15 protein-coding genes are annotated in these 15,479 nt (G+C 48.3%); 3 read left to right on the forward strand and 12 right to left on the reverse strand.

Annotated elements, in window-relative coordinates:
- Positions 1-343: 343 nt before the first annotated feature.
- From GC178_11030 to GC178_11050, 5 genes are all read right to left on the reverse strand, one after another.
- The gene (locus GC178_11030) at positions 344-685 is read right to left on the reverse strand and encodes a hypothetical protein (protein MBI1288094.1); all 342 of its coding nucleotides are present in this window, start codon (positions 683-685) and stop codon (positions 344-346) included.
- 80 nt (positions 686-765) lie between these two features.
- The gene (locus GC178_11035) at positions 766-1,407 is read right to left on the reverse strand and encodes a hemolysin III (protein ID MBI1288095.1); all 642 of its coding nucleotides are present in this window, start codon (positions 1,405-1,407) and stop codon (positions 766-768) included.
- A 280-nt stretch (positions 1,408-1,687) separates the two neighbouring features.
- A complete protein-coding gene (scpA, locus tag GC178_11040; GenBank protein ID MBI1288096.1) occupies positions 1,688-3,808 on the reverse strand; it encodes a methylmalonyl-CoA mutase in 2,121 nt (706 codons plus the stop codon).
- 105 nt (positions 3,809-3,913) lie between these two features.
- Positions 3,914-5,257, reverse strand: coding sequence for a hypothetical protein (locus tag GC178_11045; GenBank protein ID MBI1288097.1), 1,344 nt, complete (start codon positions 5,255-5,257; stop codon positions 3,914-3,916).
- 13 nt (positions 5,258-5,270) lie between these two features.
- Complete coding sequence (locus tag GC178_11050) at positions 5,271-5,837, reverse strand: aminodeoxychorismate/anthranilate synthase component II (GenBank protein MBI1288098.1); 567 nt, start codon at positions 5,835-5,837, stop codon at positions 5,271-5,273.
- Positions 5,838-5,943: 106 nt separating this feature from the next.
- Between GC178_11050 and GC178_11055 the strand changes: the two genes are divergently transcribed.
- Positions 5,944-6,687: a DUF1028 domain-containing protein gene (locus GC178_11055; protein ID MBI1288099.1), complete on the forward strand. Its 744-nt coding sequence runs from the start codon at positions 5,944-5,946 to the stop codon at positions 6,685-6,687.
- Positions 6,688-6,817: 130 nt separating this feature from the next.
- Positions 6,818-7,792: a T9SS type A sorting domain-containing protein gene (locus GC178_11060; GenBank protein MBI1288100.1), complete on the forward strand. Its 975-nt coding sequence runs from the start codon at positions 6,818-6,820 to the stop codon at positions 7,790-7,792.
- A gap of 152 nt (positions 7,793-7,944) precedes the next feature.
- Here the strand turns inward: GC178_11060 and GC178_11065 are convergent, their stop codons facing one another.
- From GC178_11065 to GC178_11090, 6 genes are all read right to left on the reverse strand, one after another.
- A complete protein-coding gene (locus tag GC178_11065) occupies positions 7,945-8,898 on the reverse strand; it encodes a hypothetical protein (GenBank protein MBI1288101.1) in 954 nt (317 codons plus the stop codon).
- Complete coding sequence (locus tag GC178_11070; protein MBI1288102.1) at positions 8,899-9,498, reverse strand: hypothetical protein; 600 nt, start codon at positions 9,496-9,498, stop codon at positions 8,899-8,901.
- A gap of 112 nt (positions 9,499-9,610) precedes the next feature.
- Positions 9,611-11,611 carry an NAD-dependent DNA ligase LigA gene (gene ligA / locus GC178_11075; protein MBI1288103.1) on the reverse strand — a complete coding sequence of 667 codons (2,001 nt, stop codon included), beginning with the start codon at positions 11,609-11,611 and terminating at the stop codon, positions 9,611-9,613.
- A 180-nt stretch (positions 11,612-11,791) separates the two neighbouring features.
- Complete coding sequence (locus GC178_11080) at positions 11,792-12,604, reverse strand: hypothetical protein (GenBank protein ID MBI1288104.1); 813 nt, start codon at positions 12,602-12,604, stop codon at positions 11,792-11,794.
- Between the two features lie 140 nt (positions 12,605-12,744).
- A complete protein-coding gene (prmC, locus tag GC178_11085; protein ID MBI1288105.1) occupies positions 12,745-13,611 on the reverse strand; it encodes a peptide chain release factor N(5)-glutamine methyltransferase in 867 nt (288 codons plus the stop codon).
- A gap of 132 nt (positions 13,612-13,743) precedes the next feature.
- Positions 13,744-14,382, reverse strand: coding sequence for a hypothetical protein (locus tag GC178_11090; protein ID MBI1288106.1), 639 nt, complete (start codon positions 14,380-14,382; stop codon positions 13,744-13,746).
- A gap of 58 nt (positions 14,383-14,440) precedes the next feature.
- Here GC178_11090 and GC178_11095 point away from each other — a divergent pair, with 58 nt between their 5' ends.
- Positions 14,441-14,896: a DUF502 domain-containing protein gene (locus GC178_11095; protein ID MBI1288107.1), complete on the forward strand. Its 456-nt coding sequence runs from the start codon at positions 14,441-14,443 to the stop codon at positions 14,894-14,896.
- A gap of 69 nt (positions 14,897-14,965) precedes the next feature.
- Here GC178_11095 and GC178_11100 read toward each other — a convergent pair whose 3' ends face one another.
- Positions 14,966-15,451: a hypothetical protein gene (locus tag GC178_11100; GenBank protein MBI1288108.1), complete on the reverse strand. Its 486-nt coding sequence runs from the start codon at positions 15,449-15,451 to the stop codon at positions 14,966-14,968.
- Between the last annotated feature and the right edge of the window lie 28 nt (positions 15,452-15,479).

A 15,479-nucleotide genomic window follows, 5' to 3' on the forward strand; every position in this document is an offset into this window, starting at 1 on the left:
CAGACCAGGTGTACTGTCAATCGTGAAACAGTATGTCCATTCGATCGCTGCTCTGCTACTGACGAAAGGTATACTTTTTAGAAGCTGAAAGCGACATGCACTTAAAGTGCATAGTTTTAACTCTTTCTGTGACCAATAAAAAAGGAGTGGTGAAGCTCTTCGTGGAATCCATTCAACCTCTAAACCACCACTACTGAGCTCAACACCACTCCCGATAACCCTAAGCTTTCGGAAACCGATACGGGTTAATATTTGCACCATAGAACCGAAGAGAAAAACCTTATCCAGGGGAGGGATCGGTCTTCAACGCCATCGGTCAACGATGCGTCACACTCGTGAAATATCAAATGATAAGAGTACACTTGCCCAAGTAGATGGGCACATGTGTAGCAACTGAAAATGCCGAATAAGCATTACCCAAGTTCTGAACACCTGCATTTGTGCTCGAGAAGATTGACTGAATAAGATCGGAAATGAAATTGGCAGAGACCGGCAGGTCAGGATTGAAAGGCCCGAAACGCAGATCCAGGTCAGTAGAGACCTCTTCGCTCATTTCATTGCAGTATGAATTCTGCAATTTCTGATTGTGCATGCAATTCACCGCCTGATTGAAGATGAAGGCACTCAGAAAGAAGAAAACGAACAATTGGATGACTTCGCGTTTCACGGCTTCTTTGTAATTCACATCAAATGTAATGTGATCGACCAATGCGACAATCGCAATTAACACATCATTAACACAATCAGGTCTTGCATGCCAAAAACCTACCCGAACAGTTCAAAGTAAACGGCTGAAAAATGCAGACCTGCCGCCACAATAACGAATACATGCCACGTAAAATGTGTCCATTGACGCGACTTCCACAGGTAGAACCCCGCACCGACCGTATAGAACACCCCACTCAGCAATAAAAGCACCTTCGGTGTTCGCGACAGGGCTCCGAAGAACATCCAAGGATCCAGGAGCATGATGTACCCCATCAGTACATAGATGACAGTAGAAAAGACCTTGAAGCGATGCACATACCGCGCCTTGAACCATATACCCACCAAGGTCATCATCCACAGAGCGGCAAGGAATATGTAGCCTTCCGTATTCATCAACCTGTTCAGTATAAGCACGGTATAACTGCCTGAAATGAGAAAGTAGATGCTAATATGATCCAGTTTCTTAAACAGGAATTTCATGCGGCTTTCCTTGGTTCCGTGGTAAAGGCTGGAGGTGACAAACGCCATTATCAGCGTGAGCGTGTAAACCCAAACACCCACCCTGCCCCACTCGGTCAGCACATCACTCTTAATGATTAGAACAGTACATGCAACCGCTGCCGCAATGGCACCGATAGCGTGTGAGACCGTATTGGCGATCTCTTCGCTCTTCGAATATGTGACCAACGGCAGTTCCATGGCGGCCAAGGTAAGGGCATTTCGTATTCATTTCCTTGACCAAGGACGTGGAGATCGCATCAATGAAGATTCTGCTTATCATCACATCGGCCCCATAGGCGTTTGAATGGCTCTTCTGCCATCACACTTACGTGCATGATGTGTTGTCGCACACGCGCTGAACAGCAATGAGACCAATGCCAACCCGATAACGAGAAGTGATATGTTCTTTGGTCGGTTCATGGTTTAAGAACGAACCTTAAGCGCTGAAAATTGTGCTACAGGTAGGAGAGACAAACTCTTACCCGAGTTTCTCCAGTATCTCCTGTGCCGCTTTGGCGATCACCGTTCCCGGACCGAAGACAAAGGCCACACCTTTCGAATAGAGGAAATCGTAGTCCTGATGCGGAATGACACCGCCCGCCGCGACCATGATGTCCTCTCGGCCATAGTTCTTCAGTTCCTCGATCACCGCAGGTACAAGCGTTTTATGTCCTCCGGCCAATGAACTGACCCCAACGATGTGAACGTCATTCTCCACGGCCTGCTTGGCAACCTCTTTGGGAGTTTGGAACAGCGGACCGATGTCCACATCGAAGCCAATATCCGCAAACGAAGTGGCAATGACCTTGGCACCGCGGTCGTGGCCGTCCTGTCCCATTTTGGCCACCAGAATACGGGGGCGTCTTCCCTCCTTTTTGGCAAATGCATCGGCAGCCGCCTGTGCAGCTATAAAATCCTCATTCTTTTTCACCTCGCCCGAATATACACCCGAAATGGAACGCACCACGGCCTTGTAGCGCCCGAACACCTTTTCCATGGCGAGGGAAATTTCGCCCAACGTGGCGCGCTTACGTGCCGCATCCACCGCCAAGGCAAGCAAGTTTCCATCATTCGTTTCGGCACATTTGGTAATGGCCTCCAATGCTGCCTGCACCGATTTTTCATCGCGCTTGGCCTTTACCTCCGCCAAACGCTTCAGCTGTCCTTCGCGCACTACATTATTATCCACCTCGCGGATGTCGAGTTCCGCCTCCTCATCCAATTGGTAGCGGTTCACCCCTACGATCACCTCCTCGCCACTATCAATTCGTGCCTGCTTTCGTGCCGCCACTTCCTCAATGCGCATCTTGGGCAATCCCGTCTCAATAGCCTTGGCCATGCCTCCAAGCTCCTCAATTTCCTCGATCAGCTCCCACGCCTTCTCGCAGAGCTCATTGGTCAATTTCTCCACGTAGTAGGAACCGCCCCAAGCATCAATGCTCTTGCAGATGTCGGTCTCGTTCTGAATGAAAAGTTGCGTGTTTCTGGCTATCCGTGCCGAGTAATCCGTTGGCAGGGCAATGGCCTCGTCCAGCGAATTGGTGTGCAGACTTTGCGTACCACCGAACGCGGCCGCCATGGCTTCCATGTTGGTGCGCATCACATTATTGTACGGATCCTGTTCGGTGAGGCTCCACCCGGAGGTCTGGCAATGGGTCCGCAGCGCCATGCTCTTGGCCAGTTTCGGGTCGAACTGCTTCACCAATTTGGCCCACAGCAATCGGCCAGCACGCATCTTGGCAATTTCCATAAAGAAGTTCATGCCGATGCCCCAGAAGAAACTGATGCGCGGTGCGAAGTCGTCTATGTGCAGACCTGCCTTCAGCCCCGTGCGGATGTATTCCAGTCCATCGGCCAGCGTATAGGCCAGTTCGATGTCGGCCGTGGCACCTGCCTCGTGCATGTGGTAGCCCGATACGCTGATGCTGTTGAATTTGGGCATCTTCTCTGCCGTGTACTGAAAGATGTCGCCCACGATGCGCATGCTCGGCAAAGGCGGATAGATATACGTGTTGCGCACCATGAACTCTTTCAGGATGTCATTCTGGATGGTTCCCGTGAGTTGCTCCGGGCTCACGCCCTGCTCCTCTGCCGCCACGATGTAGAACGCCATGATGGGCAGCACCGCCCCGTTCATGGTCATGGACACCGACATTTCGCCCAGCGGAATGTCCTCGAACAGGATCTTCATGTCCTCCACCGTGTCGATGGCCACGCCTGCTTTTCCTACGTCACCGACCACTTTCTCATGGTCGCTGTCGTACCCACGGTGCGTGGCAAGATCGAAGGCCACGGAAAGACCTTTCTGCCCCGCAGCGAGGTTTCTGCGATAAAAGGCATTGCTCTCTTCTGCCGTGGAAAAGCCAGCGTACTGGCGTATCGTCCACGGGCGGCTGACGTACATGGAACCGTACGGTCCGCGCAGAAATGGCGGCAGCCCAGAAACGAAATCGATGTGCTCGATGTCCTCTATCTCGGCCTTGTAATTATCTGCCGAGACAGGAATTCCTTCCGCAGTCTGAAAGGTCTGACCATCTGCACGGGCGTCCAGTTCGGACGACCTCAGATAGAATTCGGTGTTTTTGAAATCCGGTTTCATGGTTTGCTCTTTTGCACAGAGAGTTTTTGAGAATTACACGGAGAAACACAGTGGAGGATATTCTCTGTGTTTCTCATTTTCTCCATTATTCCTCTGTGTAATAATTCAATCCTCATCAACATCTTTATCGTTCGACTTCTCAAATGGCGATGGATACTTGTTCGTTCCGATCAGCACACGCTCCAACTTTTCCACTTCCGAGTAATAGGCTTCATCAGAACTGGCAAATGCATCTTCCAAGAAACCATCGGCAGCGCAGACTGAGTAACCTCCGCGTTCTTCAATTTCCAAGAAGAAATCCCACGCTTTCTTGCCGAGAATGTCTGTGAGATGCTCTACATAATAGCTTCCCGCGGCCGGGTCGATCACACGGTCCAAGCGTGCCTCTTCCTTCATCAGGTGCTGCGTATTGATGGCCATTCGATCGGCCAACTCGGGTTCATCCTGCCGGAACGGATTGATGGTCAACGCATCAACCCCACCGAACACCGCACTCATGGCCTGGGCATTCTCACGAAGCAGATTGACAGGCGTATCCAAACTGCTCAAGTGGCGCTCGCCCGTTTGAGCATGCACCCATGTTTTCCAACGTTTGGACGAAGCACCATGCTGCTGCAATACCCTCGCCCACAGGAAACGCATCAAGCGGAACTTGGCTATTTCGGGCAGGAACGAACTCCCGATGGCCAAGCTGAAACCGAGATTGTCAGCAACCTGCTCGAAGGAAATTCCCTGTGTCCTCAGACCGTTCAGAATCTCATTTCCCCAAGCCAAGGAAGCACCCAACTGCTGTGGAATGTTTGCCCCTTTCATGTAGAACTGCTGGCAATCCAACCCGACCGCACCGAAGGCATGATGAGGATTGTTTGAAATGAGACTTGCCGCAAGATCGGACGTGATATGCTCGAACCAGAAGCCGCCATAAATATGTTGACCTCCCCCAGCCCCTCCTTTCGAGGAGGGGAGTTCTCCCCCGTTGGGGGAGCTAGAGGGGGCAGCTCTCCAAGCAAAATAATCCGACTGAAAACGCAAAGCATTGTAAGCATTGGTGAATGAAACGGCTATCGCATCCACCACCACGCCATCGAACAACGCATCGAACTCATCACGCGCGAAATCATGTCCGTTCAGATCGATGGTGACTGCTTGCGCACCCAATGAGAGCTTGTGCAACAACTCTGCATTCGCCTCTTCCACGTCCTCCACGCGGATGTCCGTGCATATCAACCAATCATTGTTCTGCTGGTCGAACCGTAGCGGACGGATGGTCTGTCCGTACATCGGTAGCTTCTCCGTCTCTTCTCTTAAATACGCGGGTCGCGCTTCGAAACCATCGCTCTGCAGCCACAGACCCAATTGGTCAATGTCTGCTCCTTTCAGTTCCTTCTCCGTAAGCTTTTTCCAGTCGGCCAGCGTTGGCACTTGGAAATCTTTGAATAGTTGTGGCATGGTTCAAATGTAATTAACTGTGCACCCAATTCCCGATGATCTTCAAACCTTCCGGTGTCAAGAGGCTTTCGGGATGGAACTGAACGCCACAGACGTCATATTCTCTATGACGGATGGCCATCACTTCGCCATCATTGTCCGTGGCCGTGATGATGAGTTCTGATGGAATGGTTTCGCTATCAATAACCCAAGAGTGGTAGCGGCCCGTTTCGATTCGTGGAGAAATTTCTTTGAACAACGGTTCATCTTGAACCAAGATGTTGGTGGGAATGGAGATGCCATGATGCACCTGATTCAGGTTCTTAAGACCTGCCCCAAACGCTTCTCCAATGGCCTGATGCCCGAGACAAACACCAAGGATCTTTTTGGTCGGGGCGTATCGACAAATCAGTTCGGGCATGATGCCAGCATCTTTCGGCAGACCAGGGCCAGGAGAAAGAACAATGGCATCAAATGTTTCCACTTCATCCAACGTGATCTCATCGTTTCGCTTTACGGTGACATCATCACAGAACTGCTCCACGTAATGCACGAGATTGAAGGTGAAACTGTCGTAATTGTCGAGGATGAGGATTTTCATCGGCAGGCAAAGCTAACTTCAAATCATGGATGCGGAAACAAGTTCAGCATGACGTCACACTGAACTCGTTTCTGGGTCTATCTTAGGAACCAAATTCATATTGGTCTTGCGGCAGGCATTCCTCTTCTTTCTGTGTATCTCAACATCTGTAATGGCGTATGCGCAAGACACTTTCTCCATCGTGGCAATTGATACTATTACCAGGGAGGTTGGAAGTGCTGGTGCCTCCTGTGTTGACCTGTTCCGTGTCAATCTTCCCGATGCTGATTTCATTGCCCATGTCTTGCCTAGCATAGGTGCCATAAACACCCAGGCAAACTATTCGCCCGTAAATCAGATAGGTGGCACCGTGAAGTTGCTTTCTGGGGAACGTCCTGACAGGATTTTAGGTTGGCTTCAGGAAAACGATGTGACCCAACAGCCTCAACTGCGACAGTATGGAATTGCTGTATTGAGGGGTGAACGAAAAACCGCAGCATTCACTGGTCTGCAGACCGATGGGTACCAAGGACATCTACTTGGCGCAACGTATGCCATTCAAGGGAACCTTCTTACTGGACAGAATGTGCTTGATTCCATGGAAGCCCGCTTTCTCCGAGAAACCGGAGACCTTGCTTGCAAACTGATGGCAGCCTTGTTGGGAGCAAAAGACGCTGGTGGTGACAGAAGATGCCAATTCAATGGTACGTCTTCCTTATTTGCATTCATCAATGTGGCTCAACCAACAGACACCTTTGGGAGTTCTTCCTTAGACCAGACGGTCAGAACGCATTTTGGAGAACAGGTTGAACCAGTTGATTCGCTATTTCGAATTTTTGAGAACAACCATTGGTGCGAAGACACAGATTAGTTCTGCCACCCATAACGATTCTGCTTGTGTGGCTTGAGACCTGACAGACACACCCTTAATTAAACATTGTAATTTAATATTATATAATCTGTTTTGTTACTTATTTTTGACAAAACACAAAAAACATTACATGAAAAAACAATTACACTTTATCGGTTCGCTGCTCATCCTCTCCGGAGGAGCTATTGCACAACCTACGTTGCAATCATCAGACATCGGTTATACTGCCGGAGACAGCTATACGCTTCACCTCTGCGATTGGGAACAGGCAGGGCCATCAGGGGCCAACCAGACCTGGGATTTTTCAGGGGTTTCTGAAAACAACGTAGCTACCATCGACATCTTGGACGCTTCTACCACAAGCGAAGCTTCGAGCTTCCCAAACGCGAATGTGGCACTCTACGTTGCCATTCAGGGAACTTACATGTACTTCAATTCCGGAACCTCCAATGAGACCAGTTACGGCCTTTCGGCATCAGGTACAAATATTCCATACTCTGACGGTGAAATATTCTTCACATTTCCGTTGGCCTATGGCAACACCAATTCCGACAATCTGGCAGCAAGCTTCAGCAATGCCGGATATAACTGGAACCGTTCTGGTAGCGTTACTTCCAGCGTGGATGGCTACGGAACGCTGACCACGCCATCAGGCACCTTTACAGATGTGCTGAGAGTGAAGATCGAGGAAGACTACACCGACCAGCCGGTTGGCATTCCTCAATCTGCCAATACTACAACATCCATTTATCACTGGTACAAGGCAGGCATCCATTACCCCCTTCTGGTTATTACCGAATTCAATTCGGGGGGAGCTCCACAATACCTGCTGCAGTACACAGATGTTTCTACAGGAATCAAGGAATCGGATTTCACGCAAGTGAACGTTTATCCGAACCCGACCACCGATTTCCTTCGTGTCTCAGGGACGGAATTCAACAATGGCACCTACGAAGTGGTGGATGTACTTGGCAAAACCGTATTGACAGGAACACTTACTACCAACCAGATATCGGTGAATCAACTTCCAGAAGGTTTCTATGTACTGAAACTTGTTTCAAAAGATTACGAAGTTGGAGTTTCCCGATTCCAAGTTTCGAAGTGATTTCAGCACATATTGAACAGAAAAGGTCGCCAATTGGCGACCTTTTTTTATGAGATCATCCCCACAAAATCCTCTTCGGAGATGATGGGAATACCGAGGTCTTCGGCCTTTGTGAATTTTAATCGTCCAATCGGATGTATTGTAGTATTAGACTATTTGAATTTAATCTTTATCAACCGTTGGGTAAGCCTACCTCCTTGAATATAAAAGTATCCGAAGTCCGAGCCATTAGGAGAAGTATATTTTCTCGGTTCAAACTTACCATCGACATCTCTAAAATTCCAAAGCGGATAGCGCTTGGGATTCAGTTCTGGATTTGAAAAGTCCATCTTTACCAGGCTGACCACATTTTCCGGACCAGTATACTTCTCTGGTACATTCTTGGACCAATCGGCTGTTAAGTTTTCAATCCTGTCGTTGAAGAACAGATACATGGTATTACCAATGAATTTGGTACGGTAGCCAATATCGAAACCTCCCCCACCTGCGCTGTAAGGAATCTGAGTATCGAAAAGGAGTTCATTCTGCGGGCTGATGTGAAAAACATGGTAGTCAAATTGATACTCAAAGCCAGAGTCGGACGAATAGCTCTTTTGTCCAATAACCACAAGGCTATTATCATCAAGGAGTTTTACAGTCTTCAGGTGAAAATATCTTATCTCCAATGACTTTCCCTTCGATACCTTTTTCTTGAGTTTTTCAACTTCTTTATCCGTTTGATTTGTAAGAAGATGCTCTACTGTTATCGGAACTTTATTGACAATAGGCTCCGAACCCTCTTTTCCGTTCCAATTGACCACCAATAATCCTGCGGCTCCAATCTCATCTTCCGTGTATGTACCGACCATAACCATCGAGCCATTATTCGTTTCAAAATCCCAATTTCCCTTTCTCACGTTAGGAACCTCAACTCTAATCGTTTTATCAGCAGAGATATTATAGAGAGCGAATTCTTCTCGTTCATTAGTAGCCCAGCACATAATGTTCCCTTCATTACTTATTTGAAATGCAGAGGTGCTTCCCATATATGACCAACTAACTCCACCAACTGATATTTGACTTTTTGGATCACTGAATTCAACCGCACGCTCCCATAGTTTAGTCACCTAGGAATCGTAAACGATGAAATTGAACTTATAAATTGTATTGCCTTTGTCGTCCTTTGTTTCTGGGAGCTTGTATAGAATTACAAGTTTAGACCCATCAGGACTTAAGTTCCAATCCAAGGCGCTGAAACGAAACTCCTTGAGAAACTCATCACCCTCCAATTTACCTATCTCTTCTGTTGACAAAATGGTCTGTTCGAGCATGTCAATCTCATAGAGGATTACATGATTTGTCCTCTCATCAAAATCCGTTATTCCTTTTAAACAAAATTGCCTATTTGCAAAGTCGAACCTCATAGGGTCTGGATCGCCTTTCTGAGATGAGAATACCCGACCCAGTTCCTCGCTCATTCCCTTCTTGACCTCAACAACACCCAATGTTTTGTCAAATGTGACATAGGACAATCCATCTCGACCTCCCATTTCCAGAATAACTTGACTTTTCTGGGCAGAAACGAATGACTTCATTGTCAACTCTGGGTCACGCTTCTGCTGCTCACTCATATAAACATCGGCAGCGTCAGATTCGAACGTTCTTTCCTGTGCGACAATGGTAAGTCCAACCAAGTTTAAAATAAAAAAAACTATACGGTGCTTCATAAAGGTCATGATTAATTGCTACAATGATCATGATTTAAAAATACATTGCCAAAAAAGGAAAAAATCCAGTTACCAATTGAAAATACTCTCGCTTTCAATGTGAACCAAACAATCAACTAACCATCCCCACAAAATCCTCTTCGGAGATGATGGGAATACCAAGGTCTTCGGCCTTCTTGAGTTTGGATGGGCCCATTTTATCGCCTGCCAGGACGTAATCGGTATTCTTGGAGATGGAACTCACGTTCTTGCCTCCGTGGCGTTCAATTTCGGCCTTGATCTCATCACGGCTGAACTGCGAGAAAACACCTGACACTACAAAGGATTTCCCTTCCAACGCATTGGAAACCGGTCCTTCGGCTTCTTCCATTTCGAATTGCAATCCGTGGTCTTTTAGCCGTTGAATGATGGTGCGGTTGCGTTCGTCTGCAAAGAAATGAAGGACGCTTTCCGCAATGCGGTCTCCGATCTCATCCACGGCTACCAGTTCTTCCTGAGAAGCAGTCATCAACGCATCAATGTTCTTGAAATGCTTTGCGAGTTTCTTGGCCACGGTTTCTCCTACGTACCGAATGCCGATGGCAAACAAAACACGTGGAAACGGGACTTGCTTGGACGCTTCCAAACCTGCCAAAAGGTTGGTGGCACTTTTATCCGCCATGCGGTCCAAAGCCACTACTTGTTCGTAGGTAAGTTCGTACAGATCGGCAACGTTTTCTACCAAACCGGCATCGTAGAATTGCTGCACGGTCTCTGCACCCAGTCCATCCACATTCATGGCCTTGCGACCAATAAAGTGTTCCATCTTGCCCTTGATCTGTGGCGGACAGCCCAACTCATTCGGACAGAAATGCTGCGCTTCGCCTTCGTTGCGGATGAGTTCCGTTCCGCATTCTGGACAGTTGTGGATGAACTCCACCACAGGAAAATCGGGCTGCCTTTTGGCCAGATCAACTCCAACAATTTTCGGAATGATCTCCCCTCCTTTCTCCACCTGAACCATATCACCAATATGCAGGTCGAGTTTGGCTATCTGATCGGCATTGTGAAGTGAGGCGCGTTTTACGATTGTACCAGCCAACAGCACAGGTTCCAAATTAGCAACGGGTGTGATGGCACCTGTTCTTCCTACTTGATAGGTCACTTCATTCAATCGGGTGACGGCCTGTTCTGCGGCAAACTTGTAGGCAATGGCCCATCGGGGCGATTTGGCCGTGAAACCCAGCTCTTCCTGATCGTCCAAGCTGTTCACCTTGATGACCACGCCATCAATGTCAAAACCGAGGTTGAAACGCTCCGTGTCCCACTTCTCGATAAAGGCAAAGACCTCTTCCGCATTCTTGCATTGGCGGGTGTGCTCCGACACCTTGAAACCCCACTCTTTCAGCTTCATCAGGCTATCGTAATGCGTCTCTGCCACCTTCTCTGGCGCAATGGCCATGTAGAGGAAACAATCGAGGCCGCGCGCGGCCACCACGCTGCTGTCCTGCGATTTGAGCGTACCTGAGGCCGTATTTCGCGGATTGGCATACAGCGGCTCACCTATCTCTTCCCGTTCGCGGTTCAGTCGGTCAAAATTTTTGCGTGGGAAGTATACCTCGCCACGCACTTCAAATTCATTCGGGTAGTTCCCCTTGGCCTGTAGCGGTAGACTGCGGATGGTGCGGATGTTGGCCGTGATCTCATCTCCCTGAACACCATCGCCCCGCGTTACGGCACGCACCATCTTCCCATTCTCGTAAGTGATGCTGATGGCCACACCATCGAATTTGAGTTCGCACACGTACTCCACCTCGCGTTCCAAGGTCTTGTTGATGCGCGCCATGAACTCCTCCATCTCCTCTTTGCTGTAGCTGTTGCCCAGCGACATCATCGGGTACTTGTGTCTTACCGTTGGGAATTCCTTGGTGATGGTGCTGCCCACGCGCTGGCTCGGGCTTTCCGAACTCAGAAATTCGGGGAATTCGGCCTCCAACGCCTGAAGTTCCTCCATCTTCTTGTCAAACTCGAAGTCGGAAATGGTGGGTTCGCTGAGCACATAGTACTTGTAGTTGTGCTCGTCCAACTCTTTGCTGAGCGCGGCAATTCTAATTTTCGCTTCTTCTCGGTTCATTTTATCTCTGCAAACTTTTCAAGTTGATTGCCGATTGAAAAAACATTTTAAAACCACAGAAACACAAATTTTCACAGATTTCTCAGAAGTCTCCTTTCAATTTTTCTGCAAATACTTCTGTGCTCTCTGCGCTTCTTTGGCACCAACATGTCAACTCTATCTCTTTATCAACTCTGTCAACTACCTCCCCTGTTCACGCTTCAATCTCCTCAAATTCCTGTTCAAGTATTTCCTCCAGCGATAATCGCCTTTTTCTTCGAGAATTTTCTCCTTGTGGAAAAGTGCCCGATACAAATGGTGCGGAAACAGTTTGATCTTATAGCTGAGAATGCCACCGCTGAAATCGTGCTGTATCTGCTGATTGGGACTCAATATCTGCCGCCAACCGATACCAACACCGATACCCACCCAACTGAAGATCTTGTAATGTGCATTGACACTGACGGTGGCCACAAATTCGTTCACGTCCTTTCCCTTTACCCAATGCCCCATCACATCACGAGTGCGACCAGGAACCCAGCGTTCCACCTCAGCACGGCCATAACCCGCAGAAACGGGCAAGGCCAATTCCCATCGGAAATTTCGGATGAAGATCCACTCCATGAACGTGGTGTAATAATGCATGCGGAACTTCTGATAAGTGGTGTCCGAATTGGTGATGAGCGGGGCCATGGCCACCTTTTTGGGCATGTAATAGCCACCGAAACCCATGCGGTAGTTCTGAAACAGTTCCAGCCCGATCTTCAGCCCCCAGAAGTTGGCGGTCTGACCGAAGAAAGCGGTGTAATGGTTGTCCATGCCGATGAGTGGTCGGTAATCCTTTCGGTACTTCTCCTTAAGAGAGGCCAACTCAGATTTAACGATTTCCAATGACAGCGGTTCAATGACGGGTGTGTCCACCTCAGCTGCCACCAATTGCTGTTCAATGAAGTCTGTGCTGTCTTGTTTTGCTTCTTGAGAGAACAGGAAAACGGGAAAAAAAAGAAAGAGCATGGTCAGGCTGAGTGATCTTGACGGAGGAAAGATTGTATCGAAGCCTACGCACACCCTTCGATACATTCCAATTTCATTGGAATACTCAGGATGACCCATCTCCACAAATCTTCTAATAACTCCTTTCTCCTTATTCCTAACTACTGCTTTGTACATACAGCAAACCTATCCTTGCCACTCAGGTCTTTAATCATCCGAATATCGGAATAACCTTTTTGCGCCATCAGTTCCTGCATTTCTGCACCGTACTTCTCGTTGAATTCGAAGTAGAATCTGCCACCTTTTTCTAATGATTGCTGTCCAATATCCAACATCTTTCGATAGAACAACAGCGGGTCTGTATCGGGAATGAAAAGTGCCAGATGCGGCTCATGGACAAGCACGTTTTCTTTTATCGTATCTGCTTCTTTTTCAGCAATGTATGGCGGGTTACTTACTATTATTGAATAGATTGAAGGTAAACGGTTAACGGTTGACAGTAGATTGAACTGTTGGAAGTTGATGTCGTTGCTATTGAGAGTGGCGTTTTGCTTGGCGAGGGATAGCGCGCCTTGGTCCACTTCCACGGCACTTACCTGCCAGGCCGGGGCTTTGCTTTTGAGGGCTATTGGAATGCAACCGCTGCCTGTTCCGAGGTCAATGACGTTGAGGGGTCTGGTGGTATCGTTCTCGCGCAGCACCAACTCGCAGAGTTCCTCTGTTTCGGGGCGCGGGATGAGCACGCGCTTATCCACTTTCAGTTTGCAGCCATAGAATTCCACCTCCCCGATGATGTACTGGTACGGCTCTCCCGTTGCCAAACGCTCCAACACGGGAATGATGATATTGAGATTGCTCTCGGTAAGAATGGGCGCATCCACGTTCTTGGAATCTGTTCGGATGCTCAGTTTGTCTTCCAACGAATACTTCCACAGCGCATCCACTTCCTCTGTTTCGTACATGGAACCCAACACATCGCGGTACAGATTGCGAAGGGAACGGAGGGTGTTGTTTTTTGGCAGAAGCATACGACAAAAGTACCGCACTACCCTTATCTGACCGATAAGGAAAAACGGTAGCAGTGAAATTGCCCAATAGATCTCACGTATTTACCAGACGAATGCATCCGTCTGAAGTGCGTTTGGGTTCATACCCACCATCTACCTGAAGAACCAGTAAAGCGCCACGGTGCTTAGGAAGATCAACGCGCTCCAGACCTTTACCACAGGAGATAGTCTCACATCATAATCGAACTTAACCGGAATGGTCGCCTCAGCTTGTTGCGGTGTTCGTAACGTGACCACGGTTATGTAGATGCAAACAATCACAAAGGTGATCATCATGTAATGAAGGAACGCAATCTTTCCGTCTGCAGGCAACAAGAACTCATCCATAAGCAATAGTGCCCCATAAACTGGTACATTTAGAATCATTCCACCGATTACTGCTTGAGAAGGAACTTTCTTCCAAAGGATGCCGAACAGGAATGCCGCAAGAATACCTGGCTGAATTAGTCCCCAAAACTTCTGAATATAATCGTAAAGGCTGTCGAAACTACCCACAATAGGTGCCCAAACACAACCGACAATCACTAATAGAAGTGTGGCAATGCGACCAACCTTGACCAATGACTTGGGTGAATGTTCCTTTTCCGAGTAACGAGAATAAATATCCATCGTAAAAATGGTGCTGGCCGAATTTAGCAATGAATCGAGTGTGCTGAGCACTGCACCGAACAAAGCAGGCAAGGGCCACTTCGGCCTGGTCCTTTGATGGGGCGGTTTAGATCGCCTGGAGATCCCCTGTCATTTCCCTTCGGTACTTGGAGGCCACATACCTGGTGGAGTTGCGTATCTGATGGACGATGCAGAGCTGCACCTCGGACTGCTGTTCTCCTTTCTGTGGTTGGCCATGCTCGGCTACCTCATTGCGCATTTGGTGTCGCGGTCGGCTGTGGCGTGGTTCGATGAACTGATGAAACGCGCCCCGTTGGTCAAGGTCATCTACTTTGCGGTAAAGGACCTCATTACCGTTTTCTTCGGGAAGGAGGATAAGATGGGCAAGCCCGTAAAGGTGCTGGTGCAGCGCGACCCCGAACAGTACAAGTTCGGTTTTGTAACCCGCCACGACCTCAAGGATCTCAAGCTCTCCGAAGAGTACATCTCCGTCTATTTTCCTTACTCATACGGAGTTATGGGTAACCAAATGGCTGTGCGCAGGGAGCACGTGGAGTTTCTCGATATGCCTTCTACCGAAGTGATGAAATTCATCGTTTCAGGCGGGGTGGTGCAGCAAAGCGAGAAGAAGAAGTAGGGATTTAGCTGCCAACTGACGCACAGTCACGAGCATTTGATTTTAGAGGGTGTTGGCTGCCGTTTTTCTTTAATGTACAGTTCGTCCAACCCCACCGTGAACATTTAAGCTGTCCATTGGGTTGATCAAGTTCCTTTTTGTGTAGTGCCAATTCTCATATGGCCCATCCTCAAGGGTTATTTCTGTCCCGTTGTCAAATGTGAGCCAAAGATTTCCCTCTCCATCCGCTTTAGCATCTTTAATTGACTGTCCGTAATTGTCGTAGAAAACCGTCAGCGCGTCTTTGTCTCCAGGGTTGATTTCGACAGTTTGGTTGTATTGGGTCACTTTGAATGTCGAGTGAAGTTTAAGGTGGCTTTCTTCTTGGTCGTCAAAGACGAGTGTCAGCAGCCCGTCAAAGATGATTTTTTTGATTGTCTGTCCGACAATTGGTAATTCAAAATATCGCCCCTTCTGTTTTAGTTTCATCGTTCTTTCAAATGGCAGCCAACCATTGGCTAAGAGTAACGAGTTATCGTTTGCCAACTCTATCGGCTTTGGTTTTACACTCTCCAAAGTACACAAATATCACCTTCAACAAGGC

Source organism: Flavobacteriales bacterium, from assembly GCA_016124845.1.
Taxonomy (GTDB): domain Bacteria; phylum Bacteroidota; class Bacteroidia; order UBA10329; family UBA10329; genus UBA10329.